The sequence below is a fragment of the Mesorhizobium sp. P2_E7 genome, from assembly GCF_056403855.1.
This window is the reverse complement of the sequence record NZ_JBFUER010000006.1, coordinates 191241-218083: the sequence shown is the minus strand read 5'-3', so window position 1 is coordinate 218083 and position 26843 is coordinate 191241. Positions and strand designations below refer to the sequence as shown.

The window sequence follows — 26843 nt, the reverse complement described above, 5'->3', positions numbered from 1 at the left end:
CCGCGGTCGAATTGCCGTTCCGGTTTCCGGTGCAGTATGTCAACCGGCCCAATCTCGACTTCCGCGGCTTTGCCGGCACCATCGCGTCCGGCCAGGTTGCGCAGGGCGATGAGGTTGTCGTCGCGAAATCCGGCAAGGCCTCGCGGGTCAAGCGCATCGTCGCGCATGGCGGCGATCTCGCCCAGGCCGTCGCCGGCCAGGCCATCACCCTTGTGCTTGACGACGAGGTCGAGGTCTCCAGAGGCAACATGCTGGTGTCGCCCGCAGCTAGACCGCAGGTTGCCGACCAGTTCGCCGCCAACATCGTCTGGTTCGACGAGGCAGCGCTGCTGCCGGGCCGCTCCTACATCCTGCGCACCGAGACCGACCAGACCAGCGCAACCGTCACCGACCTGAAATACCGCGTCAACGTCAACGATTTCGCCCGCGAGGCGGCAAAGTCGCTCGACATGAACGAAGTCGGCATCTGCAACATCTCGACCCGCGCGCCGATCGCCTTCGACACCTTCGCCGACAACCGCACCACCGGCGCCTTCATCCTGATCGACCGCATCACCAACGCCACGGTTGGCGCCGGCATGATCCTGCACACGCTGCGCCGCGCCGAAAACATCCATTGGCAGTCGCTCGATGTCGGCAAGCGCGGGCGCTCCGACCTGAAAGGCCAGCGCCCCGCCGTGTTCTGGTTCACCGGGCTTTCCGGCTCGGGCAAGTCGACCATCGCCAACCTGCTCGAGAAGAAACTGTTCGCCTCGGGACGCCACACCTACATTCTCGACGGCGACAATGTCCGCCACGGCCTCAACCGCGATCTCGGCTTCACCGATGCCGATCGCGTCGAAAACATCCGCCGCGTCGCCGAAGTCGCCAAGCTGATGGCCGATGCCGGGCTGATCGTTATCGTCTCCTTCATCTCACCCTTCAGCGCCGAGCGCCGCATGGCGCGCGAACTGATGGCCGACGGCGAATTCGTCGAGGTGTTCGTCGACACGCCGTTCGAGGAATGCGCCAGGCGCGACCCGAAAGGCCTCTACGCGCGGGCATTGAATGGCGAGATCAAGAATTTCACCGGCGTCGATTCACCGTATGAAGCCCCGGAAAAACCGGAAATCCATCTTAAGACACTCGGCAAGACGGCCGAGGAGATGGTAGAGGCTCTGGAACACTGGCTGAACGAGCGCGACATTGCTGAAGACCAATACGAAGCCGGCGGCGGCATCTGACGACGAGGTGATGCTGGCCGTGTTCGAGCGCCTGGCGCTCGAAGCAGGACGCGAGGTGATGCGGGTCTTCAAGGCCGGCTGTGCGGTCGACAAGAAGTCCGACTCCTCGCCGGTGACGGAAGCCGACCGCGAGAGCGAGACGATCATCCTTGCCGGCCTGCGTACGGCCTTTCCCGATATTCCCTGCGTGGCCGAGGAAGAGGTCGCCGCCGGCATCGTGCCGCCCGATCTCGATGGTGCCTTCTTCCTGATCGATCCGCTCGACGGCACCAAGGAATTCGTCAACCGCAGGACCGATTTCACCGTCAACATCGCGCTTGTCCGCCATGGCGTGCCGGAGATCGGCGTCGTCTTCGCACCCTGCAGCGGTCGCTTCTTCTCTGGACGGCCGGGCAGCGCGGAAGCGATCGAAGTCGATGGCGATTTCCGCATCGTCGGCCGGCGGCGGATTTCGGTCAGGACGGCGGTGACGCCGCTCGCCGTCGTCGCCAGCCGCTCGCACAACACGCCAGAGACCGAAGCTTTCATCAGGGACCTCGGCGCCGCCGAGATCGTCTCGGTCGGCTCATCGCTGAAATTCTGCCTGCTCGCCGCCGCCGAAGCCGACATCTATCCGCGCTTCGGCCGCACCATGGAATGGGACACGGCGGCGGGCGACGCCGTGCTGCGCGCCGCCGGCGGTATGACGCGCACGCTGGACGGCGAGCCGCTCGCCTATGGCAAGCGCCAGCAGAGCGACGACGAGGATTTCGCCAATCCGCATTTCATTGCGAGCGGGAAGGCGGCGGAGGCAAGCGCCTAATCTCCCCCCTTGAGGGGGAGATGTCGCCGAAGGCGACAGAGGAGGTCGGTACGACCAGGCGCAACTTTCCTACGACAGAAGAAGGCTAGCGCTCTACGCGCGAGGACCCCCTCTGGCCTGCCGGCCATCTCCCCCTCAAGGGGGGAGAGATTACCTAACCGCTAAGCCGCCGCTACATGCGCCGAGTTCGAGCCGATATAATTGCGGATCGTTTCGATGATGCGGTCCTGGTCGGCTTCGCTGAGATAGGGATGCATCGGCAGGCACAGGATCCGCGTCGGCAGTTCTTCCGATACGGTCAGCCCGGTCGGCGTGCGCGGAAAGTTCTTGTAAGCGACCTGCTCGTGCAGCGGCTTCACATAGTAGATCACCGATGGGATCTTCTTTTCGGTCAGATGCGCCCGCAAGCCGTCGCGCTTCGGCGTCTCGATGGCATACTGCGCCCAGGCCGAGCGGCCGTGGCCCAGATTGCGCGACGCCTTGACGATGTCGCCGAGGCCCGCTGCGTAACGGTCTGCAACCACCTGGCGGGCGACCATCTCGTCCTCGAGGATGGCGAGCTTCTCGATCAGGATCGCCGCCTGGATCGTGTCGAGGCGTGAATTGATGCCGACGCGGACATTGTCGTACTGCGTCTCGCCCTTGCCATGGAAGGCGAATGAACGAAGCTGGTCGGCCAGCGCGTCGTCATTGGTGAACATGGCGCCGCCATCGCCGTAGCAGCCCAGCGGCTTCGCCGGATAGAAGCTGGTCGAGCCGACATGGCCGAAGGCGCCGCACATCTTGCCGTCAGCCGAGCCGCCGATCGACTGCGCCGCATCCTCGATCACCAGCAGCCCTTCGCGCTTGGCAATTGCCATGATCGCCTCGTAGTCGGCGGCAAGGCCGAACAAATCGACTGGAATGATCGCCTTGGGCTTCAGCCGGCCTTCCTTCTTGATCATCGCGATCGCCGCTTCGAGGCTGGCGATATCGATGTTGTAGGTCTCTGCGTCGACATCGACGAACACCGGTTCGGCCTTGGCCAACGCCACCACTTCCGCCGTTGCGGCGAAGGTGAAGCTCGGCACGAACACCGCATCGCCCGGGCCGATGCCGGCGGCAAACAGCGGCAACAGCAGCGCGTCGGTGCCGTTGGCGCAGGCCACGACATGCTTGGTGCCGATATAGGCGGCGAGCTTGTTTTCGAATTCGGTGACCTGCGGCCCGAGGATATAGCGGCCTTCCTCGACGACATTGTCGATGGCGGCCTTCAGCCGGTCGCGGATACGTTCGCGCTGCGCGCCAAGATCGATGAACTGCATGTCGGCCTCAAAACGGTAATGCGCGCGGTCCGGGAGACAACGATACGCGCAGAAACAACAACTTAACCGGCCCGCTGGTACCAGAGTTGCGCCGGTCGAGAAAGCCGGACCGGCTACGGGTCGGGTTGCCGAGGTGTCGCAGCCTGTTACCACGGGTTTTTGCCGCACTGCAGCAAGATGCTGGAAATCCGGGCTTTCCAGGCCGTGACGCGGCTAATTTATCGCGTCTTTCCGGCTCGTGGAAACATAAAGTGATCAAGCTTTGCGGCGGTTGCTGGCCTGAAAGGGCTCGGATCAGGCGATTTCATGTCGCCAGGGCGGATTGGCGCCGGCCCGCGACACCGTCACAGCCGCCGCCTTGGCGCCGAGCGCCAGCGCCTGGCGGATGGCGTCCTCGGAAAGGCCGCCGATGTCAGCCTTGGAGAGCAGTCCTTGCTCGTGCAGCGAGGCCAAAATGCCTGCATTGAACGTGTCGCCGGCGCCGACCGTGTCGACCACCTCAACCTTCTGCGGCATCACCGTGACCTTGTGCTCGCGGCTGTACCCGACGGCGCCTTCGCTGCCATGGGTGACGACGATCAGCTTGGGACCGCGATCCAGCCAGTTGCGGATGACGTCCTCATGCGAGCCGGCCTCACCGAACCAGTGCAAATCCTCATCCGACAGTTTTACGATGTCTGCCATTGCCATCATCGAGCGGATGCGGCGCAGATGCTTGGCCTTGTCGGGTATGAAATTCGGCCGGATGTTGGGATCGAGCATCATGACGCGGCGCTGGTGCTCGCGCTTCATGAATTCCTCATAGGCAGCACCCGCCGGGTCCGAGATCAGGCTGATGGCGCCAAACAGCATGGCCTCGATCTCGGCGCCGAGTTCGGGCAGGTCTTCGATCGTCAGCATGCGCCCGGCGGTGTTCTCGTCATAGAACGTGTAGGTCGCCTGGCCGTTGGTGAGCCGCACGAACGCCAGCGTGGTGGGGCGAGGGGAGGTGTGGGCATAGGTAGAGCTGACCTTGCTTGCCCCCAGCGCCTCGCGGAACTGGCCGCCGAACAGATCCGACGAAAGCCCGGAAAAGAAGCCGGCGGGCGCGCCGAGGCGGCCAAGCGCGATCGCCGTGTTGAACACTGCGCCGCCGACATAGGGCGAAAAGGCCGGCTCGCCCAGCGTGGTGGTGCGCGGCAGCATGTCGATCAGGGCTTCGCCGCAGCAGAGGATCATGTCTCAGGACTTTCCGGCGGATAGATCACGCCTTTACGGATGATGATGTTGGCATAGAGCCTGGGTTCACCGGTCGCGACGATCGCATACGCCGACCGGACGCGTGCATAAAAGTCGGCGCCGGCCAGCGCAACCACTTTGCGGCCCGGCGCACGCTTGGCGCAGATAGCCTCGATCTCGCGGTGGACCGGATCGGCAACCGAGGGATCGCCCCTGACCGAGGCGCGAAACAGCGCTTCCGGCACGAAGTCGTCCACCGGCAGCACGCTCAATATGGCGTCGAGCACCGGTATCAGGGGATGACCGTCGGCTCGCACCAGCCGGTTTGCCTGTTCTTCCGCCGGGTAGTTGCCATCGACGAGCGCGATCTCGTCGCCATGGCCCATGGCGCGCAAGGTCGCCAGAAGCTCCGGACCGAGCAGCGACGGAATACCGATCAGCATTCAGGTGCTCCTGGAAATCGTGGTCGAACCGATGAGGAAGCGTTCGGACAGCGGCAGGCTGGCGCCGCCCAGCGCCCGGGCATGGATGCCGACGGTGCCTTCGCGCACCACCGGGAGCTTGAGGCCTTCGCCGTCGATCGAACCGATGGCCTCTTTGATCGCATCCACGAGCCGGCGCCGCACCGACAGCGGCATCCAGCCGTCGATGACCGCAGCCTCGAAATCGATCACCGAGGACGCCGCGACAACAGCGTAGGCGAGCGCCCGAGCGGCATTGGCGATCCAGTCGTCGAGCTCGTGGCCGATCTCGCCCCAATCCTCAGGCGACGTCCACAGATGCGAAGCCTCGACGCCGCGTGCGTTAAGCGCCTTTTCCAGCATGGCGATCGAGGCGACGTCGATGAGCTGCGTCGGCTTGCCGTCCGGCCCCGGCACCGGCATCGAGCCCAGCGCCCCGGCATTGCCGGTTGGTCCGCCGAACAGCCTGCCGTTAAGCACGATGCCGCCGCCGGCAAAGGCGCCGATGTAGAAATAGACGAAGTCGCGCGCACCGCCGGTCTGTCCGAACACCAGTTCGGCGCCGCAGGCCGATGTCGCGTCGTTCTGCAGATAGACCGGGAATTCGCATTGCGACTGGATGTCGGCGCGGATGTCGCGATGGCGCCATTCGTCCATGATGTCGCGCGGCGCACCGGCGGTGTCGGCCCAGTTCCACAGTTCGAACGGCATGGCGATGCCGAGCCCGGCAATGCGCTTGTCCTGCGCCGGCGTCAGTTCGGCGCGCATCGTCTTCATGCCCGATGTGACGAACTCCACCGTCTCGCGCGGCGCCGGATAGCGGTAGGAGTGCTGCAGCATGGAGCGCACATGCCCAAGGAAATCGATCAGCACCAGTTCGGCGCTGCGGCGGCCGATTTTGAGGCCGATGAAGAACGCGCCTTCGGGGTTCAGCGCCATCGGGATGGAAGGCTGGCCGATCTTGCCACGCAACGGCGCCTGGCGCACCAGCAGGCTGTCTTCCTCCAGTTCGCGCATGATGACCGAGACGGTCTGCGCCGAAAGCCCGGTCATGCGCGCAATGTCTGATTTGGCCAGGCTGCCATGCTGGCGCACCAGAGACAGCACCAGCCGCTCATTGTGGTCGCGCATGCCGCTTTGATTGGTGCCACGGTGGAGACGGCTGGCGGCCGCCTCGGGCGAACCGTGCCTCGCAATGCCGGTCTCCACCCTTGTTCCTTCCCTTGGTTTATTCTTACTGCTTTTGCGGCAGAATGGGTGAACCGTGCAATGCTGTCAATAATAAATAAGAGTGATTTAATTATTGACAGGCGCCCCCCACTGGTGTCATTTGAGGGCGCGTCCACACTGGGAGATTTCGGTGGATGCGCTCAAGATGCCGGTTGGCGGCATCCGCATGGTTCCATGGGAGGAAGATCGTGACCAAAGCATTATTGAAGTCCACCGTGTTCGCCGCGGCGGGCCTCGGCCTGATGGCGTTTGCCTCTACGGCATCTGCCGCCGGCGTCGGCGCCTGCCTGATCACCAAGACCGACACCAACCCCTTCTTCGTCAAGATGAAGGAAGGCGCGACCGCCAAGGCCAAGGAACTTGGCGTCGACCTCAAGACCTATGCCGGCAAGATCGACGGTGACAGCGAAAGCCAGGTGGCGGCAATCGAAAGCTGCATCGCCGACGGCGCCAAGGGCATCCTGATCACCGCGTCCGACACCAAGGGCATCGTGCCGACGGTGAAGAAGGCGCGTGACGCCGGCCTGCTGGTGATCGCGCTCGACACCCCGCTTGACCCGATCGATGCCGCCGACGCGACCTTCGCGACGGACAATCTGGAAGCCGGCAAGCTGATCGGCGCCTGGGCCGCCGCGACCCTCGGCGACAAGGCCAAGGACGCCAAGATCGGCTTCCTCGACCTGACGCCCTCGCAGCCGACCGTGGACGTGTTGCGCGACCAGGGCTTCATGATGGGCTTCGGCATCGACGTGAAGGATCCCAACAAGATCGGCGACGAGGACGACGCGCGCATCGTCGGCCATGACGTCACCAACGGCAACGAAGAGGGTGGCCGCAAGGCGATGGAGAACCTTCTGCAGAAGGACAACACCATCACCGTCATCCACACCATCAACGAGCCCGCCGCGGTCGGCGCCTATCAGGCGCTCAAGGCTGTCGGTCTCGAAAGTCAGGTGCTGATTGTCTCGGTCGACGGCGGCTGCCCCGGCGTGAAGTCGGTGACCGAAGGCGTCATCGGCGCAACCTCGCAGCAATATCCGCTGCAGATGGCGGCACTCGGCATCGAGGCGATCGCTGCCTTCGCCAAGGACGGCACCAAGCCGAAGCCGACCGAAGGCAAGAACTTCTTCGATACCGGCGTCAACCTCGTTACCGACAAGCCGGCCAATGGCGTGAAGTCGATCGACACCAAGGAAGGCCTCGCCAAGTGCTGGGGCTGAAGGCTGCCTGACAGCAAGAACCTGACGGCCGGGGGCTTGATCCCCGGCCACTTCGGGTGGACGATGTGTCACTGTAAACGCGAATAATCCCGGCGGCAGACCGGACAGGCGCGAACGGGTTTCGGCATGGAGCTGAAGCCCAGGGGAGGAAACATGGCTCAGGCTCAGGAATTCGAAAAAGTTCTGTCGAGCAGCGACACAAGCGTTGCCGCTTTTGACGAGCACAAATCGGCCGTCAAACGCGTCCAGCATTTCCTGCATTCCACGCCGGCGGCGGTGCCGCTGATTGTGCTGGTCCTGTCGATCGTCATTTTCGGCATCGCCATCGGCGGACGTTTCTTTTCATCCTATACGCTGACGTTGATCCTGCAGCAGATCGCAATCGTCGGCATCCTCGGTGCCGCGCAGACGCTGGTCATCCTGACCGCTGGCATCGACCTGTCCATCGGCGTGATCATGGTGATTTCGGCTGTGATCATGGGCAATTGCGCGGTCAGCTACGGTATGCCGGCCGTACTCGCAGTACCCATCGGACTTGCCGCCGGCGCGGCCTGCGGCCTGCTCAACGGCCTGCTGGTCGCCTACATGAAGCTGCCGCCGTTCATCGTCACGCTCGGCACCTGGAACATCGTCATGGCCACGAACTTCATCTATTCGGCCAACGAGACGATCCGCGACACCGACGTCGACACCCAGGCGCCGCTGCTGCATCTGTTTGCCCTGAGCTTCAAGATCGGCACTGCGGTGCTGACACTCGGCGTCATCGCCACGGTCGTGCTCGTTTTGATCCTGTGGTACGTGCTCAACCACACGGCATGGGGCCGCCATGTCTACGCCGTTGGCGATGATCAGGAAGCGGCGAAGCTCTCTGGTATCCAGACCAAGAAGGTGTTGGTGACGGTCTACACCCTTGCCGGGTTGATCGCCGCTTTCGCTGCCTGGGTCTCCATCGGGCGCAACGGCTCGATCTCGCCGTCAGCTGCCGTCACCGACTACAATCTGCAGGCGATCACCGCGACAGTGATCGGCGGCATTTCACTGTTCGGCGGCCGCGGCTCGATCCTCGGCACGCTTTTCGGCGCGATGATCGTCGGTGTCGTTTCGATGGGCCTCAACATGCTGGGCGCCGATCCGCAATGGAAGGTGCTTTTGACCGGTGTGCTGATCATCGGCGCCGTGGCGATCGACCAATGGATCAGAAAGGTTTCGGCATAATCATGACCCAGGAACCCATCCTCACCGCGCGCGGCCTGATCAAGCGCTATGGCCGCGTCACCGCCCTCGACAATGCCGACTTCGATCTCTACCCGGGCGAAATCCTGGCCGTCATCGGCGACAATGGCGCCGGCAAGTCATCGCTGATCAAGGCGATTTCAGGTGCCGCCGTGCCCGACGAGGGCGAGATCCGGCTTGAAGGCAAAGCCGTCTCCTTCAAGTCGCCGATGGAGGCGCGCGAAGCCGGCATCGAGACGGTCTACCAGAACCTGGCTTTGTCGCCGGCGCTGTCCATCGCCGACAACATGTTCCTCGGCCGCGAGATCCGCAAACCCGGCTTCCTCGGTGACTGGCTGCGCATGCTCGACCGGCCGGCGATGGAAAAACGCGCCCGCGACAAGCTCACCGAACTTGGCCTGATGACCATCCAGAACATCAGCCAGGCGGTGGAAACCCTGTCCGGTGGTCAGCGTCAGGGTGTGGCGGTGGCGCGCGCCGCCGCTTTCGGCAGCCGCGTGGTGATCATGGACGAGCCGACTGCGGCGCTGGGCGTCAAGGAGAGCCGTCGCGTGCTGGAGCTTATCCTCGACGTCAAGAAGCGCGGCCTGCCGATCGTGCTGATCTCGCACAACATGCCGCATGTCTTCGAAGTGGCCGACCGGATCCACATCCATCGGCTGGGACGTCGCCTCTGCGTCATCGATCCCAAGCAATATACGATGTCGGATGCCGTGGCTTTCATGACCGGAGCCAAGGTTCCGCCGGAAGCGGCGCTCGCGGCCTGATCCGCTCTGCGGATAAATTGCCGCAGGGGAACCGGCGGCTATTCGACCTAAATCGATTGAATGTATGTTGCGATGCACTAGGATGGGCTGGGACTGAGAGCGAAAGCCGGTATGATCGCAGCACGATCACGAGAGGCAGTATGACGCGAACAATGACAGCCAAAGCCCCTGTTCTCGAAATCCCCGATCCCAAGACGCTCGCCGACGAGGTGCTGTCGGCCCTTAAATACCGGGTCGGCAAGGGCACCAACGTCGCCACCCAATATGATTGGCTGACAGCCTCGATCAAGGTCGTGCGAGACCGCATCGTCGATCACTGGATGCAGGCAACGCAGGAGGCCTACGCCCAGCAGGAAAAGCGCGTCTATTACTTGTCGCTCGAATTCCTCATCGGCCGGCTGATGCGCGATGCCTTCTCCAATCTCGGCCTGATGGACAATATGCGCGAGGCGCTGAAGTCGTTGGGCGTCGACCTCGACCTCATCGCGGGGCTCGAGCCGGACGCAGCGCTCGGCAATGGCGGTCTCGGCCGGCTCGCCGCCTGCTTCATGGAAAGCATGGCCACCGTCGACATTCCCGCTCACGGCTACGGCATCCGCTACGCCAATGGCATGTTCCGCCAGGAAATCCATGACGGCTGGCAGGTCGAACTGCCAGAGACCTGGCTCGACCACGGCAATCCCTGGGAGTTCGAACGGCGCGAACGTGCCTTCGAGGTCGGCTTCGGCGGCTCGGTGGAATCGATCACCTCCAAGGACGGACGGCTCGAACGCCACGTCTGGAAGCCGACCGAGCACGTCCAGGCCGTAGCCTACGACACGCCGGTGGTTGGCTGGCGGGCCAACCGGGTCAACACGCTCAGGCTATGGTCCGGCATGCCGATCGATCCGATCCTGCTCGACAAGTTCAACGCCGGCGACCACATCGGCGCGCTGGCCGAAAGCAACAAGGCCGATGCGCTGTCGCGCGTGCTCTACCCCGCCGACTCTCACAAGGCCGGCCAGGAACTGCGGCTGCGGCAGGAGTATTTCTTCTCCACCGCCTCGCTGCAGGACATCGTCCAGCGCCATCTCAGCCAGTATGGCGATCTTGTCTCGTTGCCCGACAAGGCGGCGATCCATCTCAACGACACCCATCCGGCGATTGCCGTGCCGGAGCTGATGCGCCTGCTGATGGACGTCCACGGCATGGATTTCGACCAGGCATGGGACATCACCAAGCGCACCTTCGGCTACACCAACCACACGCTGCTGCCCGAGGCGCTGGAAAGCTGGCCGGTGCCGCTGTTCGAGCGGCTTTTGCCGCGCCACATGCAGATCGTCTACGCCATCAATGCGCAGGTGCTGCTCGAGGCGCGCGCCACCAACCAGTTCTCCAACGAGCAGATCAGCCGCATCTCGCTGATCCAGGAAGCCGGCGACCGTCGCGTGCGCATGGGCAATCTCGCCTTTGTCGGCTCTCACTCGATCAACGGCGTGTCGGCGCTGCATACAGAGCTGATGAAGGAGACGGTGTTTGCAGATCTCCACAAGCTCTATCCCGACCGCATCAACAACAAGACCAACGGCATTACGCCGCGGCGCTGGCTGATCCAGTGCAATCCAGGCCTCACTGCGCTCACCCGTGAAGCGATCGGCGACCGCTTCCTCGACGATATCGACGCCATCAAGGGGCTCGACGCCTTTGCCGGCGACGCCGCGTTCCGCGACAAGTTCGCCGCCGTCAAGCGCTCCAACAAGGTCAAGCTCGCCAATCTGGTCGCGGATCGGCTCGGCATCAAGCTTGATCCGTCGGCGCTGTTCGACATCCAGGTCAAGCGCATCCACGAATACAAGCGCCAGCTGCTCAACATCCTGGAAGCCATCGCTCTTTACGACCAGATCCGCTCGCACCCCGAGAAAGACTGGATGCCGCGCGTCAAATTCTTCGGCGGCAAGGCGGCGCCCAGCTATCACAATGCCAAGCTGATCATCAAACTCGCCAACGACGTCGCCAAGGTCATCAACAGCGATCCGTCGGTTCGCGGCCTGCTGAAAGTGGTGTTCGTGCCGAACTACAATGTCAGCCTGGCCGAGGTGCTGATGCCGGCCGCCGACCTTTCCGAGCAGATCTCGACCGCCGGCATGGAAGCGTCGGGCACCGGCAACATGAAGTTCGCGCTGAACGGCGCCTTGACCATCGGCACGCTCGACGGCGCCAATGTCGAGATCAAGGAGTGCGTCGGCGACGACAACATCTTCATCTTCGGCCTGACCACGGCCGAAGTCGCCGAGCGGCGCAACAATGGCTACAACCCGCGCGCGGTGATCGAAGGATCGCCGGAACTGGCGCAGGCTGTCGCCGCCGTCTCGTCGGGCGTGTTCTCGCCCGACCAGCCGGATCGCTACCGCGAGTTGGTCGACGGTCTCTACAACACCGACTGGTTCATGGTTGCGGCGGATTTCGACGCTTATGCCGCTGCCCAGCGCGATGTCGACGCCGTCTGGCGCAACAGTCCCGACTGGTACGCACGCGCCATCCGCAACGTCGCCCGCGTCGGCTGGTTCTCTTCCGATCGCACGATCCGCCAATATGCGAAAGAAATCTGGAACGTGCCCGCCTGATATGATTGCATGAGGCCGCGAACAACGTGGCCCAACTCCCCGGGAGGGAAATCGGCTGATGAGGAAACCGCGCGTGACCGCTGCGACAAGCGGGCCGGACGGGCTGGCGCCAGCCGGCGATGTCGCGGCGATTGTTGCCGGCACGCACGGCGATCCCTTCGCGGTTCTGGGTGTGCATGAAGCCGGCAAGGGCTTCGCTGCCCGCTGCTTCGTGCCCAATGCCGAGTTCGTCACCGCCTATACGCTGACCGGCAAGGAGGTCGGCGAACTCTCACGCCGCGACGATGCCGGTTTCTTCGAGGGCAAGGTATCGATCCGCAAACGCCAGCCGCTGCGCTATCACGCCAAAAATGCCGGCGGCGACTGGTGGCTGACCGATCCCTATTCCTTCGGCCCGGTGCTCGGCCCGATGGATGACTACTATATCGCGCAAGGATCGCACCTCAGGCTGTTCGACAAGCTCGGCGCCCATCTCATCGACCATGAAGGCGCCTCCGGCGTGCATTTCGCCGTCTGGGCGCCCAATGCGCGACGCGTCTCGGTGGTCGGCGACTTCAACGAATGGGACGGCCGCCGGCACACGATGCGCGACCGCCGCGACACCGGCATCTGGGAACTGTTCATTCCCGATATCGGCGCCGGCCACCCCTACAAATACGAGATCATCGCCCCCGATGGCGTGCGCCTGCCGCTCAAGTCCGATCCGTTCGCCTTCAAGTCAGAGCTGCGCCCGGCCACCGCTTCGGTGACGGCGGTGCCGCCGGCGCATGAGTGGGGCGACGATTCCCATCGCAGTTACTGGCGCAAGGCCGATCCCAGGCGCGAAGCCATCTCGATCTACGAGGTCCATGCCGGCTCGTGGCAGCAACACGATGACGGCAGCTTCCTGTCATGGGATGAACTTGCCGACCAGTTGATCCCCTATGCCGTCGAAACCGGCTTCACCCACATCGAATTCCTGCCGATTTCCGAACATCCCTATGACCCGTCCTGGGGTTATCAAACAACCGGACTTTATGCCCCCTCGGCGCGCTTCGGTGACCCGGACGGCTTTGCCCGTTTCGTCGACGGTGCGCATCGCGCCGGTGTCGGCGTCATCCTCGACTGGGTGCCGGCGCATTTCCCGGTCGACGCTCATGGCCTGGCCAATTTCGACGGCACCGCACTTTATGAGCATGCCGATCCGCGCAAGGGTTTTCATCCCGACTGGAACACCGCGATCTACAATTTCGGCCGCCGCGAGGTGGTGTCGTTCCTGGTCAACAATGCGCTGTTCTGGGCTGAGAAATACCATGTCGACGGTTTGCGCGTCGATGCAGTCGCCTCGATGCTCTACCTCGATTATTCGCGCAAGGCCGGCGAATGGATCCCCAACGAAAAGGGCGGCCGCGAAAACCTCGAGGCGGTGTCCTTTCTGCAGAAAATGAACAAGGAACTCTACGGCCATCATCCCGGCGTGATGACCATCGCCGAGGAATCGACCTCATGGCCGAAGGTCTCGGCACCGGTGCATGAGGGCGGGCTGGGCTTCGGCTTCAAGTGGAACATGGGCTTCATGCACGACACGCTGGAGTATTTCGCCAAGGAGCCGATCTTCCGCAAGCACCACCACAACGACCTGACCTTCGGCCTGACCTACGCCTTTTCAGAGAATTTCGTGCTGCCGCTCTCCCATGACGAGGTCGTCCACGGCAAAGGCACGCTGCTTGGCAAGATGGCCGGCGACGACTGGCAGAAGTTTGCGACTTTGCGTGCCTTTTACGCCTTCATGTGGGGCTATCCCGGCAAGAAGCTGTTGTTCATGGGCCAGGAGTTCGCCCAGCGCCGCGAGTGGAGCGAGGCGCGCGCGCTCGACTGGAACCTGCTCGACTTCCGCCCGCATCGCGGCGTCTGGCAGACGGTGCGCGACCTCAACTATCTCTACCGCTCGCGCCCGGCGCTGCATGCGCGCGACTGCGAGCCGGACGGCTTTTCCTGGCTGATCGTCGACGACAAGGAAAACTCGGTCTTCGCCTGGCTGCGCAGTGCGCCCGACGGCAACCCGATCGCTGTCATTTCCAACTTCACGCCGGTGCCGCGCGACAATTATCGCGTGCCGTTGCCCAAGGTCGGCAAATGGCGTGAAATCATCAACACCGACGCTTCGGACTATGGTGGTTCAGGCAAGGGCAATGGCGGCGTGGTCGAAGCCAGGGCGGAGGGAGGAGGCATTTCGGCGACGATGCTTTTGCCGCCGCTGTCGACGATCATGCTGGAATTAGTTGGCGACTGAGCGATGCTCCAGACTGGTAATTTGGGAGGGTAAAAATGGCAGACTTGAAGAGAACCCAGCCGCTGGCGCGCGATGCCATGGCCTATGTGCTGGCCGGCGGCCGCGGCAGCCGGCTCAAGGAACTGACCGACCGGCGCGCCAAGCCCGCGGTCTATTTCGGCGGCAAGACGCGCATCATCGATTTCGCGCTGTCCAATGCGCTGAATTCCGGCATTCGCCGCCTCGGTGTCGCCACCCAGTACAAGGCGCATTCGCTGATCCGCCACCTGCAGCGCGGCTGGAACTTCCTGCGGCCTGAGCGAAACGAAAGCTTCGACATCCTGCCGGCCTCGCAGCGCGTCTCGGAAACCCAGTGGTATGAAGGCACGGCCGACGCCGTCTACCAGAACATCGACATCATCGAGGCCTATGGCCCCGAATACATGGTCATCCTCGCCGGCGACCATATCTACAAGATGGACTACGAGCTGATGCTGCGCCAGCACGTCGACGCCAATGCCGACGTCACCGTCGGCTGCCTCGAAGTGCCGCGCATGGAAGCGACCGGCTTCGGCGTCATGCATGTCGATGGCAAGGACAACATCATCGCCTTCGTCGAGAAGCCCGCCGATCCGCCCGGCATTCCCGACAAGCCGGAATTCGCGCTCGCCTCGATGGGCATCTATGTCTTCAAGACCAAGTTCCTGATGGAGCAGTTGCGCCGCGATGCCGCCGAACCGGGCTCCAGCCGCGATTTCGGCAAGGACATCATCCCCTACATCGTCCAGCACGGTAAGGCGATCGCGCACCGCTTCGCCAAATCCTGCGTCCGCTCGACGGCGGAGAACGAGGCCTATTGGCGCGATGTCGGCACCGTCGACGCCTATTGGGAAGCCAATATCGACCTGACCGATATTACCCCCGAACTCGACCTCTACGACCGCGATTGGCCGATCTGGACCTACGCCGAATTGAAGCCGCCGGCAAAGTTCGTGCATGACGAGGACGGCCGGCGCGGTTCGGCCGTCTCCTCGCTGGTCTCGGGCGACTGCATCGTCTCGGGCGCTTCGCTCAAGCGCAGCCTGATCTTCACCGGCGCGCGCATCAACTCCTATTCGACGCTGGAAGAAGTCGTCATGCTGCCCGACGTTCATGTCGGCCGGAACGCAAAGTTGAAGCGCGTCGTCATCGACCACGGTGTAAGGATACCGGAAGGCTTGGTGGTTGGCGAAGACCCGGCTCTCGACGCCAAGCGTTTCCGCGTCTCGGAAAAAGGTATCTGCCTGGTCACGCAGGACATGATCGACAAGCTGAAGCTGTAAAGACAGGACGATAGACGCATGCAGGTTCTGTCGGTCACGCCCGAGATCTTCCCGCTGATCAAGACCGGCGGACTGGCCGACGTGACCGGCGCATTGCCGATCGCACTTGCCGCCAAGGGCGTGACGATGCGCACGCTCATCCCCGGCTTTCCGCAGGTGATGGACGCCTTCAAGAAAAAGAAGGCCGTCTACCAGTACCCGCTGCTGCAGGGCGGCAAGGCTTCGGTCCATGTCGTGAAGATTGCCGGGCTCGACCTGTTCGTGCTCGACGCGCCGCATCTCTACGACCGTCCCGGTGGCCCCTACGGCAATGCGGCCGGCGCCGACTGGCCCGACAACTGGCGGCGCTTCGCGGCGTTGAGCCAGGTCGGCGGCGACATCGCCGGCGGCGCCATCTCCGGTTACCAGCCGGATTTGGTGCATGCACATGACTGGCAGTCGGCGATGACGCTGGCCTATATGCGCTACGGCAAGGCGGTCGGCGTGCCGTCGCTGATCACCGTTCACAACCTTGCCTTCCAGGGCCAGTTCGGCGCCGGCATTTTTGGCGAGCTCGGCCTGCCGGCGGTGGCGATGGCGCTCGACGGCGTCGAGTATTATGGCGGCGTCGGCTTCCTCAAGGCCGGCCTGCAGGCTGCCTGGGCGATCACCACGGTGAGCCCGACCTATGCCCAGGAGATCCGCTCGCCGGAATTCGGCATGGGCCTCGACGGCCTGATCAACATGCGATCCTCGGACCTCTACGGCATCGTCAACGGCATCGACGTCGACATCTGGAACCCCGAGACCGACAAGCATCTGGTGTCGGCCTATTCCGCGCAGACGCTGAAGGCCCGGCTTCCCAACCGGGCCGTTGTCGAGGACCGTTTCAATCTGGAGCACGATGACAGCCCGATCGTCTGCGTCATCAGCCGGCTGACCTGGCAAAAGGGCATGGACATACTGGCAGCGGTGGTCGACGGCGTCGTCGCCACCGGCGCGCGGCTGGCGATCCTCGGCTCCGGCGATGCCGGCCTCGAAGGTGCGCTGCTCGCCGCTGCCGCTCGCCATCGCGGCCGCGTCGGCGTCGTCGTCGGCTACGACGAGGGACTGTCCCACATCATGCAGGGCGGCTGTGACGCCATCGTCATCCCGTCGCGCTTCGAGCCTTGCGGGCTGACCCAGCTCTATGGCCTGCGCTATGGCTGCGTGCCGGTCGTTGCCCGCACCGGCGGCCTTGCCGACACCATCATCGACGCCAACGAGGCAGCGATTTCGGCAGGTGTCGCCACCGGCTTCCAGTTCGCGCCCAACAATGGCGGCGCCATGCTGCACGCCATCCGCCGGCTGGTCGATGCGCATTCGAGCCCGGCTGTCTGGGAACAGATCCAGCGCCAGGGCATGAAGGCTGATGTCTCTTGGGACAAGAGCGCCGACAAATACGTTGAACTCTACCGCCTGTTGCTTTCGAAAAGGGTTGCCTGAAGCATGATCCGGACCGTCGCCACCAAACCCTATCTTGACCAGAAACCCGGCACGTCCGGCCTGCGCAAGAAGGTGCCTGTCTTCCAGCAGGAGCACTATGCCGAGAATTTCATCCAGTCGATCTTCGACGCGCTGGACGGTTTCAAGGGCAAGACGCTGGTGATCGGCGGCGACGGCCGCTTCTACAACCGCGAGGTCATCCAGAAAGCGATCGCCATGGCCGCGGCCAACGGCTTCGGCAAGGTCATGGTCGGGCAGGGCGGCATTTTGTCGACGCCGGCGGCCTCGCATGTCATCCGCAAATACAAGACCTTCGGCGGCATCATCCTGTCGGCCAGTCACAATCCGGGCGGCCCGCATGAGGATTTCGGCATCAAGTACAATGCCGGCAATGGCGGCCCGGCGCCGGAAAAGCTGACCGACGCGATCTTCGAAAAGACCAAGACGATTTCGAGCTTCAAGACTGCCGATATCGCCGAGATCGACATCGACAAGATCGGCACCGTGACGGCCGGCGGCATGACGGTCGAGGTGATCGATCCGGTCACCGACTATGCCGAGCTGATGGAAAGCCTGTTCGATTTCGACGCCATCCGCGCCAATTTCAAATACGGCTTTCGCATGCGCTTCGATGCCATGCATGCGGTCACCGGCCCCTATGCCAAGGAGATCCTCGAACGCCGGCTCGGCGCGGAGAACGGCACCTGCCGCAACTACAAGCCGCTGCCGGATTTCGGCGGCCATCATCCCGATCCGAACCTGGTCCACGCAAAACATCTCTATGACGAGATGATGGGACCTGACGCACCCGATTTCGGCGCCGCCTCAGACGGCGACGGCGACCGCAACCTGATCATCGGCAAGGGCATTTTCGTCACCCCGTCGGACTCGGTGGCGATGCTGGCCGCCAACGCGCAGCTGGCGCCGGGCTACAAGGATGGTCTCAAAGGCATCGCCCGCTCGATGCCGACCAGCGGCGCGGCCGACCGCGTCGCCGAAAAGCTCGGCATCGGCATCTATGAGACACCGACCGGCTGGAAGTTCTTCGGCAATCTTCTCGATGCCGGCATGGCAACGATCTGTGGCGAGGAAAGTGCCGGCACCGGCTCCAACCATGTCCGCGAAAAAGACGGGTTGTGGGCGGTGCTGTTGTGGCTCAACATTTTGGCCGTGCGCGGCGAAAGCGCCAAGCAGGTGGTCACCGAACACTGGGCGACCTATGGCCGCAACTATTATTCGCGCCACGACTATGAAGAGGTCGAGACTGAGCGCGCCAATGCCCTGGTCGACGAACTCCGCGCCAAGCTTGGCTCGCTGCCCGGCACCAGCGTGCGCGGCATGAAGATCGCCAGTGCCGACGATTTCGCCTATCACGATCCGGTCGACGGTTCGGTGAGCAAGAACCAGGGCATCCGGATACTGTTCGAAGGCGGCTCTCGCGTCGTCTTCCGCCTCTCCGGCACCGGCACTTCCGGAGCGACGCTGCGCGTCTACATCGAGCGCTACGAGCCTGACAGGGCGCGGCACGATCTCGACACGCAAGAGGCGCTCGCGGATCTGATTGCCGCAGCGGATGATATTGCCGGCATCAAGAGCCACACCGGACGCAACAAGCCGAGCGTGATTACTTGAGGGTGGCGGTGCGCGCCCTTCCTTCTCCCCTTGTGGGAAAAGGTGGATCGGCGCGCAGCGCCGAGACGGATGAGGGGTGCGCGAAGGATCGCCGCCCTCGCCAAGCTGGAACACCCCTCATCCGTCGCCTTCGGCGACACCTTCTCCCACAAGGGGAGAAGGGGGAGACTGCATGACCCAGCTCGGCGCAACCATCACTCGCGATGGCATACGCTTCGCCGCCTGGTCGTCGTCGGCGCGGCGTCTCTGGGTATCGATCTTCGACGACGCTGGCTCCCGCGAGACCGACCGGCTTGACCTACAGCCCGAAGGCGAGGGCGTGCATGCGTTGTTAGTCAGCGGCCTCGCCGCCGGCACCCGCTACGGCTTTCGCGCCGATGGCGACTACGCGCCGGAGCGCGGGCTGTGGTTCGATCCAGAGAAACTGCTGACAGATCCATACGCCGTCGAAATCGACAGGCCCTATCGGCACCACTGGCGACTTGCGGCGCGGCGCAATGAAGGCGCCGATACCGCGTCGCTGATGCCGAAAACCATTGCGAGTGCGCCACCCAAGCCGCTACCGGCCAAGGCGCCGCTGTTTGCGCCCGGCGGCCTGATCTACGAGCTCAACGTCCGCTCCTTCACCAGGCTGCACCCGGACGTGCCAGAAGCGCAGCGCGGCACCATTGCAGCGCTTGCGCATCCAGCCATCATCGAGCACCTCAAGAAGATCGGCGTCTCGGCTGTCGAGCTGATGCCCATCACCGCTTCGATCGACGAGCGGCATCTGCCGCCGCTCGGCTTGAGCAATGCCTGGGGCTACAACCCCGTGACCTTCATGGCGCTTGATCCGCGCCTGGCGCCGGGCGGCCTCGCCGAATTGCGTGATACGGTAGCGGCCCTGCGCAAGGCCGGCATCGGCACCATCCTCGATCTTGTCTTCAACCACACCGGTGAGAGCGACCGGCTCGGGCCGACGCTGTCGCTGCGTGGCCTCGATGCCAACGCCTACTACCGGCACGAGGCGGGTGGCAGGCTGGCCAACGACACCGGCACCGGCAACACCGTCGCCTGTGACCATCCTGTTGTTCAGGAGACGGTGCTCGACACACTTCGCCATTTTGTCCGCCAAGCCGGCGTCGACGGTTTCCGCTTCGACCTGGCGCCGGTTCTCGGCCGCGTCGATGGCGCGTTCGATCCCGCCGCGCCACTGCTCGGGGCCATCGCAACCGATCCCATCCTTGCCGACAGGGTCCTCATCGCCGAGCCCTGGGACATCGGCCCGAACGGCTACCAGCTCGGCAATTTCCGCCCGCCATACCTCGAATGGAACGACCGCTACCGCGACGACGTCAGGCGCTTCTGGCGCGGCGATGCCGGCGCGGTCGGCGCGCTGGCGACCAGGCTCGCCGGTTCGTCGGACGTGTTCGGCAGGGAGGGTCAACCGGCCAGCCGCACTGTCAATTTCATCGCCGCGCATGACGGCATGACGCTGGCCGACATCGTCGCCTATGAGGCCAAACACAACCAGGCCAATGGCGAGAAGAACCGCGACGGCCACAATGAGAACCTGTCCTGGAACAATGGCGTCGAGGGCGAGACCTCCGACAAGGCGATTGCCGAGGCTCGTACCAGTGACCGCCGGGCGCTGCTCGCGACCTTGTTTGCCTCGCGCGGCACCATCATGCTGACCGCGGGCGACGAATTCGGCCGCACGCAAAGGGGCAACAACAATGCCTACGCGCAGGACAATGCCATCACCTGGCTCGACTGGGCGGGACGCGACCCCGCACTGGAAGCCCATGTGTCGGCGCTCGCGGCACTCCGCCGCGCAATGCCGGCGCTCGGCGATCCACGCTTCCTGACTGGAGAGCCGCAAGGCAGTTTGGATGTGCCCGATGTCGCCTGGCTGACCGAGACCGGGGCGCCGCTCACTGAGGCCGACTGGAACGATGCCTCGCGCCATCGCCTCGTCATGCTGCTCGCCGACAGCGGGGACGGGCGCCTTGCCGTCATCGTCAATGGCGACCGCCGCCAATGCGTCTTCACGCTGCCCGTGCGGGAAGGGTTTCAGTGGCAGCCGGCGATCGAAATGCCGGCGATCGACCTTGCACGCCCGCTGCCCGGCCGTAGCGTGAATTTCATGATCGAGCGCCGGACCGCAAAGGGCCGCGCCAGGAAGGGTCCGTGATGGCCGACGACAATGCCCAGCCGGGACCTGAACAGAGCGCCGACTGGTGGCGCGGCTGCGTCATCTACCAGATCTATCCGCGCTCCTTCCAGGACACGACCGGCGACGGCAGCGGTGACCTCTCAGGCATCACATCGCGGCTGGCGCACGTGGCCTCGCTTGGCGTCGACGCCGTCTGGCTGTCGCCTTTCTTCAAGTCGCCGATGGCCGACATGGGTTACGACGTCTCCGACTATCAGGCTGTCGATCCGATGTTCGGCACCTTGGAGGATTTCGACGCGCTGGTGGCCGAGGCGCACCGGCTCGGCCTGAAGGTGATCATCGACCAGGTGCTGTCGCACTCCTCCGACAAGCACGAATGGTTCGTCGAAAGCCGTGCCAGCAGGGACAATGACAAAGCCGACTGGTACGTCTGGGCCGACACCAGGCCCGACGGCAACGCGCCCAACAACTGGCTGTCGGTTTTCGGTGGCCCGGCCTGGGAATGGGACGCCACCCGCCGGCAGTACTACATGCACAATTTCCTGGCCTCGCAGCCGGACCTCAATTTCCACAATCCGGAGGTCCAGGACGCGCTGCTGGAGACGGTGCGGTTCTGGCTCGACCGCGGCGTCGACGGATTTCGTCTGGACACGGTCAACTACTATGTCCATGACCGCTGGTTGCGCAGCAATCCGCCTTTGGCGTCGAGCGTCGCCGGCACCAATGGCGAAACCAACACCTATCTTTTCCAGGAACATCTGTTCGACAAGACGCAGCCGGAAAACCTCGATTTCCTCAGGCGCTTTCGCGCGCTGCTCGACGAGTATGGCGGCCGCGCCAGCGTCGGCGAGGTCGGCGACGAAGGCCGCTCGCTGCAGACGCTCGCCGCCTACACCTCCGGCGGCGACAAGCTCAACATGTGCTACACGTTCGATCTGCTTGGGTCGCAATTCTCGCCTGCTCATGTGCGTGGCTGCGTCGAGGCCTTCGAGGCAGCGGTTGCCGACGGCTGGGTCTGCTGGGCGTTCTCCAATCACGATGTCGTCCGCCACGTCAGTCGTTGGACGCGGCCGGACGGCGATCCAAATGCGGTGGCGAAATTCTCGATTGCTCTTCTCTCATGCCTGCGCGGATCGATCTGCCTTTACCAGGGCGAGGAACTCGGGCTGCAGGAAGCGGAACTGACCTTCGAGGTTCTGCGCGATCCCGTCGGCATTCGCTTCTGGCCTACGGTCAAGGGCAGGGACGGTTGCCGCACGCCGATGGTCTGGGAGGCGGGCGCCGACAATGCCGGTTTTTCCTCCGGAAAACCCTGGCTGCCGGTGCCGGCAAGCCACCGCGCCCAAGCGGCCGACATCCAGAATGGCGACGAAAACTCCGTGCTCGCTGGCTACCGGACGATACTGTCCCTGCGCAAGGCGCATCCGGCCCTGGTCGAGGGGTCGATCCGCTTTCTCGATACCGACGGCGATGTCCTTGCCTTCATCAGGCAGGGCGAGGGCGAGACATTGCTCTGCGTCTTCAATTTCGCCGACGAGTCGGCCGACTGGCCAAAGCCGCCGGATTTCGGGTCTGTCGTGGCGATCGCTTCGGGTGACGGTGCGGTCCTGCAGGAGGAGGGGCTTTCGCTACCGGCGCTGGGCTGGTTTGTCGGACGAGCCGGCTAGCGCTAGAGCAATTCCAGGAAAAGTGAAGCGGTTTTCCCGGGAAAAGCGCGCAGCGCTTCCCTGAGGAATTGCGTCAGGACAAAGGGGTCACCTTATTGCACCAGAACGGAGCGGCCGCAGGTCGCGCCGGTGACCCGGACATCGGCCTGGCCAACGCTCACGCCGAGCGCTGCGAGCACATTGTAGACCAGTGTGTCGACCGGCGCTGTCACGCTGTTCAGCAGCGCCACCACGGCCGGCTTCACCGTTCCAAGCAGGGCGTTGAGGTTGATCGGCAGGCCCAGCACGTTGGCCGTAAGCGACAGATCGTTGACCAGCGAGGTGGTCAGCGACTGCGTCAGGTTCTGCGTTGACACGGTCTTGATCGTCTTGGCGGCGATGTCGCTATAGTTGAAGACCAGGTTTGTCGAATTCATGTTGGTCATCGCAAACGCCGCAGAGCCCTTCACCGACAAGAGCGGGACGAGCAGCAGCCTCACCGCCGCGATCTCGGTGTTGTAGAAGGATTGCGGTTTGGTGAAGTCGGCGAAGGCGCCGGCATTGCCGTCGGCGCTGCTGGCCGCGAGATGCGCCTCGACCACACCGGGACGCGCGGCGATGGTGACCTTGATGCTGTCAGGACCCTTCGGACAGCTTATGTCCGTCAGCTTGGCCTCCGCATAGGCGATTTCGATGTGCAGCGGCAGGGTAACGGAGAGCAGGCTGGTGCCGCCACCGATATTGCTGTTGCCGACCGTAACTGACGCCAGAAGCTTGATGCGTGTCTGCGCGGTGCGCACTACGGTGCCGGCCTCGCCGACAGCCAGCCATGGCGAAGATTGCATCGGTTCGCCAATGGCGACGTCGAGCGTCGTGGCGGTGAGCCCAGGCACGGTGACGCCCAGGTCGAGCTGGGCCTGGTTGGTACCGTTGGCAAGCGAGGCTGCGGCCGTCAGCATGCCCATGGCGCTGGCATCGACACCCAGCCCCGACGGCTTTTGCCCAAGAGCCAGGCGCCCGACCGTGCCGAGGTCGACAAGGTGGCTGAGCGGAATCTGGACCGTGCTGGTGGCCTTCGAGGCCACCGACTGCAAGGCCAGTTTGGCGGTGTTGTCCAACCCCGGAACATTGGCCATGGCGGTGGCGATCTGGCCGATGCTTGCCTTTGAAGCCAGCACATCCGAATAGGACACGCCAGTCATGTTCAACTGAACCGCAAGCGCATCGACGAAGGAAAGCACGTTGATGTCGGCGGCGATCAGGGAATTATAGTCCATCACGCTGAGCGAGATGTTGCCGCCCACCAGCCCCTTAAGGAGCGCGTTGAGCAGCCCGCCATTGACGCTGAGCAGCCTCGAGCCGACCGAAAAGGTCGCCTGCGCCTGGGCGTTTGCGGTGGCCGTCGTGCCGATGACCGGCGGGGCCATGAGCGAGGCGCCGAAATAGAGCGTGCCCTGCTTCGTCAGGAAGACGCGCACGGCGTTGTAGGGCAGCTTGTTCGCCTCGAACCGGCTGCCGGTGGCGATGGAGCTCAAGCCGGTGTAGCGCCCGGGTACAATCTGGACCACCGCCTTGGTGGCTGTCGGCGCGATGGTTGTCCCGCTTTTCTGCACGGTAACGGAGCTGATGCCATTGTCGCTCAGCGTCGTCAGCACCGCCGTTTCGGCGTTGTTGAGATTGGCCGCGGCGGTGATCGCCGCCAGGTCGACGATCGACTGCGCGGCTCGGCGCTCGTTGAACAGCGCACCCTGGTCGACGGCGAACGCCGTCAGCACCAGTGCGAAGGGCGCGCTGAGCGCCGTCATGACGGCGAAATTGGCCCGCTTGTCGCGCAGCAGCCGCCGGCATATCTGCCGCATTCCAGCCACGGCACTACGCATCAGATGCCCCCGACCCGGATCGTCGATTGCCGGTGAATGGTCATGCCCGGCATAGGCAGATTGGGGAACAGATTCCAGATCGGCAAATTCCGTGCGTCGTAGCTGACCGAGACCACGAACTGACTGCCATCGGCGACGCTGTCCTTGGCGTCGACCGTCAGCTTCGTGCCATCGACGAAGGGATAACCGTTGACATCGTTGTTGATGAAATTGGTCACCAGCGTCTTGCGTTCAGTGGCGTTCAGTCCCGCAATCGCCGTTCGCGCCGCATCCGCCGCGATTTGCTGTACCGAGTGGCTGGCGCCGAAATAGATGCCATATGCAACCATGCCGAGCAGAAGCAGGATAAACAACGGCGCCAGCATGGCAAATTCGATCGCCGAGGTCCCCGAGGCGTTCACCCGGAAACGACACGATAAAGCGCGGATTTTTGGGTTCTGCAGCATACTGCTGAGTATGCCAAACCCCGGTAGCAAAAACAGAAAACCGATAAAGCAACCGCAAGGTGCAGCCAGTTGAAAAGCGTCTGAATTTTAGCTGATCCTACTTTAGCGAAAGACTGCTCACTCAACGTCAAGCAGCGGGCGGTTGAAATAATATTTCCGTCTGTCTAGTCTCCTGCCACCAGCTGCCGGACGGGAACCGGCGGCGCGCTCAAAAGGGGCCAGAAATCGGTTCCGGGGCGTCAACACTCGAAGGCGCGAGCCGCTGGGCAGCGCCACAGGGAGAGACTTCATGATGCTGAAAAATATGCTGAAGGCGACGCTGGTCGCCACGACCATGACCTTTGCTGCAGGCACGTTCCTGACGCCGGCCCTTGCCGAGACCGTCTACAACAGAGGCAGCGCCGCCGAAGCGGAGACGGTCGATCCGCACAAGACCTCGACGGTCTACGAAGCCGATATCATACGCGACCTGTTCCAGGGACTGGTCATGCACGATCAGAAGACGAACCTCATTCCGGGCGCCGCCGAAAGTTGGACCGTATCGGATGACGGCACCGTCTACACCTTCAAGCTGCGCAAGGACGGCTTGTGGTCGGATGGCAGCCCGGTGACGGCAGACGACTTCGTCTACTCCTTCCGTCGGCTGGAGGATCCGGCGACCGCCGCTGAATACGCTTCCATGCTTTATCCGGTGAAGAACGCCGAGGAAGTCAACACCAAGAAAGGCAAGCCCGAGGATATGGGCGTCAAGGCGATCGACGCCAACACCCTGGAAGTGACGCTGAAGGCGCCGACGCCATACTTCCTCGAAATGCTGACCCACCAGGCTACCTATCCGGTCAACAAGGCCTCGATCGACAAACTCGGCGCCGACTGGATCAAGGCGGGCAATCTGGTTTCGAACGGCGCCTATACGCTGGCCGAGTGGATTCCCAACGACCACATGAAGCTGGTCAAGAATCCGAAATTCTGGGACGCCGCGACCGTCAAGATGGACGTCGTCAACTACATCCCGACCGAAGACCGCTCGTCGGCGATGAAGCGCTTCGAGGCCGGCGAACTCGACAGCTACGGCGACCTGCCGACCGAACAGCTCGCTGACCTCAAGACCAAGTTCGGCGATCAGGTCCGAGTCGGACCGTATCTCGGAACCTACTACTATGCGATCAAGACCGATAAGGCGCCGTGGGACAATGTCGAGCTGCGCAACGCCATATCGATGGCGATCGACCGCGACTTCCTCGCCGAGAAAGTCTGGCAGAACTCGATGCTTCCCGGCTATTCGATGGTCCCTCCAGGCATCGCGGGCTACACGCCGGCAATGGCCAAATATGCCGACATGTCGCAGATCGACCGCGAGGACGCCGCCAAGAAGATCCTCGAGAAACTCGGCTATACGCCCGAGCATCCGCTGAAGATGGAGATCCGCTACAACACCTCGGAAAACCACAAGAACACCGCGGTTGCCATCCAGGAACAGCTGAAGCCGCTTGGCGTCGAGATCACGCTGCTCAACACCGATACCAAGACCCACTATTCCTTCCTTGAGCAGAAGGGCAACTACGACGTGGCGCGCGCCGCCTGGATCGCCGACTACAAGGATCCCGAGACCTTCCTCGGCATCACACGCAAGGCCAGCGGAAACAACTACTCGAGCTACGTCAGCCCGGCATATGAAGCGGCCATGGACAAGGCCGCGGCTGCCGGCGGCAAGCCGGAAGAGCGCATGAAGGACCTCACTGAGGCCGAGCGCATCCTCGTCGACGACGTCGGTAACATTCCGCTTCTCTACTACAGCTTCCACGACATCGTTTCCTCGAAGCTGCATGGCTTCGATGACAATGTGATGGACATCCATCCGTCCCGCTTCGTCTCCAAGGACTGATAGTCATCCTTGACTGGACCGCCGCGCCTCATCCGGGCGCGGCGGGCTGGTCGGTCATCGCACCGGTCCGAAAGTCGTGGTCGATTTTCGGCAAGCCCGGT

The 26843-nt window shown here is 63.3% G+C and carries 19 protein-coding genes; 13 read left to right on the top strand and 6 right to left on the bottom strand.

Annotation, left to right across the window (positions count from 1 at the left end; genetic code table 11):
• Together cysC and cysQ are read left to right on the top strand one after the other, a co-directional pair.
• A partial coding sequence (gene cysC / locus AC1DYC_RS26645) for an adenylyl-sulfate kinase (RefSeq protein WP_477410705.1) occupies nucleotides 1–1223 on the top strand: 1223 nt, incomplete at its 5' end.
• 10 nt (nucleotides 1224–1233) lie between these two features.
• A complete protein-coding gene (gene cysQ, locus AC1DYC_RS26640; protein ID WP_477410708.1) occupies nucleotides 1234–2025 on the top strand; it encodes a 3'(2'),5'-bisphosphate nucleotidase CysQ in 792 nt (263 codons plus the stop codon).
• 161 nt (nucleotides 2026–2186) lie between these two features.
• Here cysQ and AC1DYC_RS26635 read toward each other — a convergent pair whose 3' ends face one another.
• From AC1DYC_RS26635 to AC1DYC_RS26620, 4 genes are all read right to left on the bottom strand, one after another.
• On the bottom strand, nucleotides 2187–3329 hold the full coding sequence (locus tag AC1DYC_RS26635) for a DegT/DnrJ/EryC1/StrS family aminotransferase (protein WP_477410704.1): 1143 nt from the start codon (nucleotides 3327–3329) through the stop codon (nucleotides 2187–2189).
• Between the two features lie 294 nt (nucleotides 3330–3623).
• Nucleotides 3624–4547 (bottom strand): carbohydrate kinase family protein, encoded by a 924-nt coding sequence (locus AC1DYC_RS26630; protein WP_477302585.1) that lies wholly within the window; start codon nucleotides 4545–4547, stop codon nucleotides 3624–3626.
• Complete coding sequence (locus AC1DYC_RS26625) at nucleotides 4544–4990, bottom strand: RbsD/FucU family protein (RefSeq protein WP_477410703.1); 447 nt, start codon at nucleotides 4988–4990, stop codon at nucleotides 4544–4546. Before AC1DYC_RS26625 ends, AC1DYC_RS26630 begins: the two co-directional genes overlap by 4 nt.
• The gene (locus AC1DYC_RS26620; protein ID WP_477410702.1) at nucleotides 4991–6217 is read right to left on the bottom strand and encodes an ROK family transcriptional regulator; all 1227 of its coding nucleotides are present in this window, start codon (nucleotides 6215–6217) and stop codon (nucleotides 4991–4993) included. It lies immediately after the preceding gene.
• A gap of 263 nt (nucleotides 6218–6480) precedes the next feature.
• Between AC1DYC_RS26620 and AC1DYC_RS26615 the strand changes: the two genes are divergently transcribed.
• The 10 genes from AC1DYC_RS26615 (at nucleotide 6481) to bglA (ending at nucleotide 22552) form a co-directional block, all read left to right on the top strand.
• Nucleotides 6481–7458, top strand: a complete 978-nt coding sequence (locus tag AC1DYC_RS26615) for a sugar ABC transporter substrate-binding protein (protein WP_434221238.1) — start codon at nucleotides 6481–6483, stop codon at nucleotides 7456–7458.
• 153 nt (nucleotides 7459–7611) lie between these two features.
• Entirely contained in the window at nucleotides 7612–8673 is a 1062-nt protein-coding gene (locus AC1DYC_RS26610; RefSeq protein WP_477410701.1) for an ABC transporter permease, read from the top strand.
• A 2-nt stretch (nucleotides 8674–8675) separates the two neighbouring features.
• Nucleotides 8676–9458 carry an ATP-binding cassette domain-containing protein gene (locus tag AC1DYC_RS26605; RefSeq protein WP_477285648.1) on the top strand — a complete coding sequence of 261 codons (783 nt, stop codon included), beginning with the start codon at nucleotides 8676–8678 and terminating at the stop codon, nucleotides 9456–9458.
• Nucleotides 9459–9598: 140 nt separating this feature from the next.
• Nucleotides 9599–12061: a glycogen/starch/alpha-glucan phosphorylase gene (locus tag AC1DYC_RS26600; RefSeq protein WP_477410700.1), complete on the top strand. Its 2463-nt coding sequence runs from the start codon at nucleotides 9599–9601 to the stop codon at nucleotides 12059–12061.
• Between the two features lie 58 nt (nucleotides 12062–12119).
• A complete protein-coding gene (glgB, locus tag AC1DYC_RS26595) occupies nucleotides 12120–14333 on the top strand; it encodes a 1,4-alpha-glucan branching protein GlgB (RefSeq protein WP_477410699.1) in 2214 nt (737 codons plus the stop codon).
• A 35-nt stretch (nucleotides 14334–14368) separates the two neighbouring features.
• Nucleotides 14369–15634 carry a glucose-1-phosphate adenylyltransferase gene (gene glgC, locus AC1DYC_RS26590; RefSeq protein WP_112564064.1) on the top strand — a complete coding sequence of 422 codons (1266 nt, stop codon included), beginning with the start codon at nucleotides 14369–14371 and terminating at the stop codon, nucleotides 15632–15634.
• A gap of 18 nt (nucleotides 15635–15652) precedes the next feature.
• Nucleotides 15653–17098, top strand: coding sequence for a glycogen synthase GlgA (gene glgA / locus AC1DYC_RS26585; protein WP_477410698.1), 1446 nt, complete (start codon nucleotides 15653–15655; stop codon nucleotides 17096–17098).
• A 3-nt stretch (nucleotides 17099–17101) separates the two neighbouring features.
• A complete protein-coding gene (locus tag AC1DYC_RS26580; protein WP_477410697.1) occupies nucleotides 17102–18730 on the top strand; it encodes an alpha-D-glucose phosphate-specific phosphoglucomutase in 1629 nt (542 codons plus the stop codon).
• A 172-nt stretch (nucleotides 18731–18902) separates the two neighbouring features.
• Nucleotides 18903–20903 (top strand): glycogen debranching protein GlgX, encoded by a 2001-nt coding sequence (gene glgX / locus AC1DYC_RS26575; RefSeq protein WP_477410696.1) that lies wholly within the window; start codon nucleotides 18903–18905, stop codon nucleotides 20901–20903.
• The gene (gene bglA, locus AC1DYC_RS26570) at nucleotides 20903–22552 is read left to right on the top strand and encodes a beta-galactosidase BglA (protein ID WP_477410695.1); all 1650 of its coding nucleotides are present in this window, start codon (nucleotides 20903–20905) and stop codon (nucleotides 22550–22552) included. The genes glgX and bglA overlap by 1 nt, the downstream gene beginning before the upstream one ends.
• Nucleotides 22553–22644: 92 nt before the next feature.
• Here the strand turns inward: bglA and AC1DYC_RS26565 are convergent, their stop codons facing one another.
• Nucleotides 22645–24411: a pilus assembly protein TadG-related protein gene (locus AC1DYC_RS26565; RefSeq protein ID WP_477410694.1), complete on the bottom strand. Its 1767-nt coding sequence runs from the start codon at nucleotides 24409–24411 to the stop codon at nucleotides 22645–22647.
• On the bottom strand, nucleotides 24411–24776 hold the full coding sequence (locus AC1DYC_RS26560; protein ID WP_477410693.1) for a TadE/TadG family type IV pilus assembly protein: 366 nt from the start codon (nucleotides 24774–24776) through the stop codon (nucleotides 24411–24413). Before AC1DYC_RS26560 ends, AC1DYC_RS26565 begins: the two co-directional genes overlap by 1 nt.
• A 373-nt stretch (nucleotides 24777–25149) precedes the next feature.
• On the opposite strand from AC1DYC_RS26560, the gene AC1DYC_RS26555 reads away from it, so the two are divergent.
• Nucleotides 25150–26742 (top strand): peptide ABC transporter substrate-binding protein, encoded by a 1593-nt coding sequence (locus AC1DYC_RS26555; RefSeq protein WP_477302938.1) that lies wholly within the window; start codon nucleotides 25150–25152, stop codon nucleotides 26740–26742.
• The last annotated feature ends 101 nt before the right edge of the window (nucleotides 26743–26843 follow it).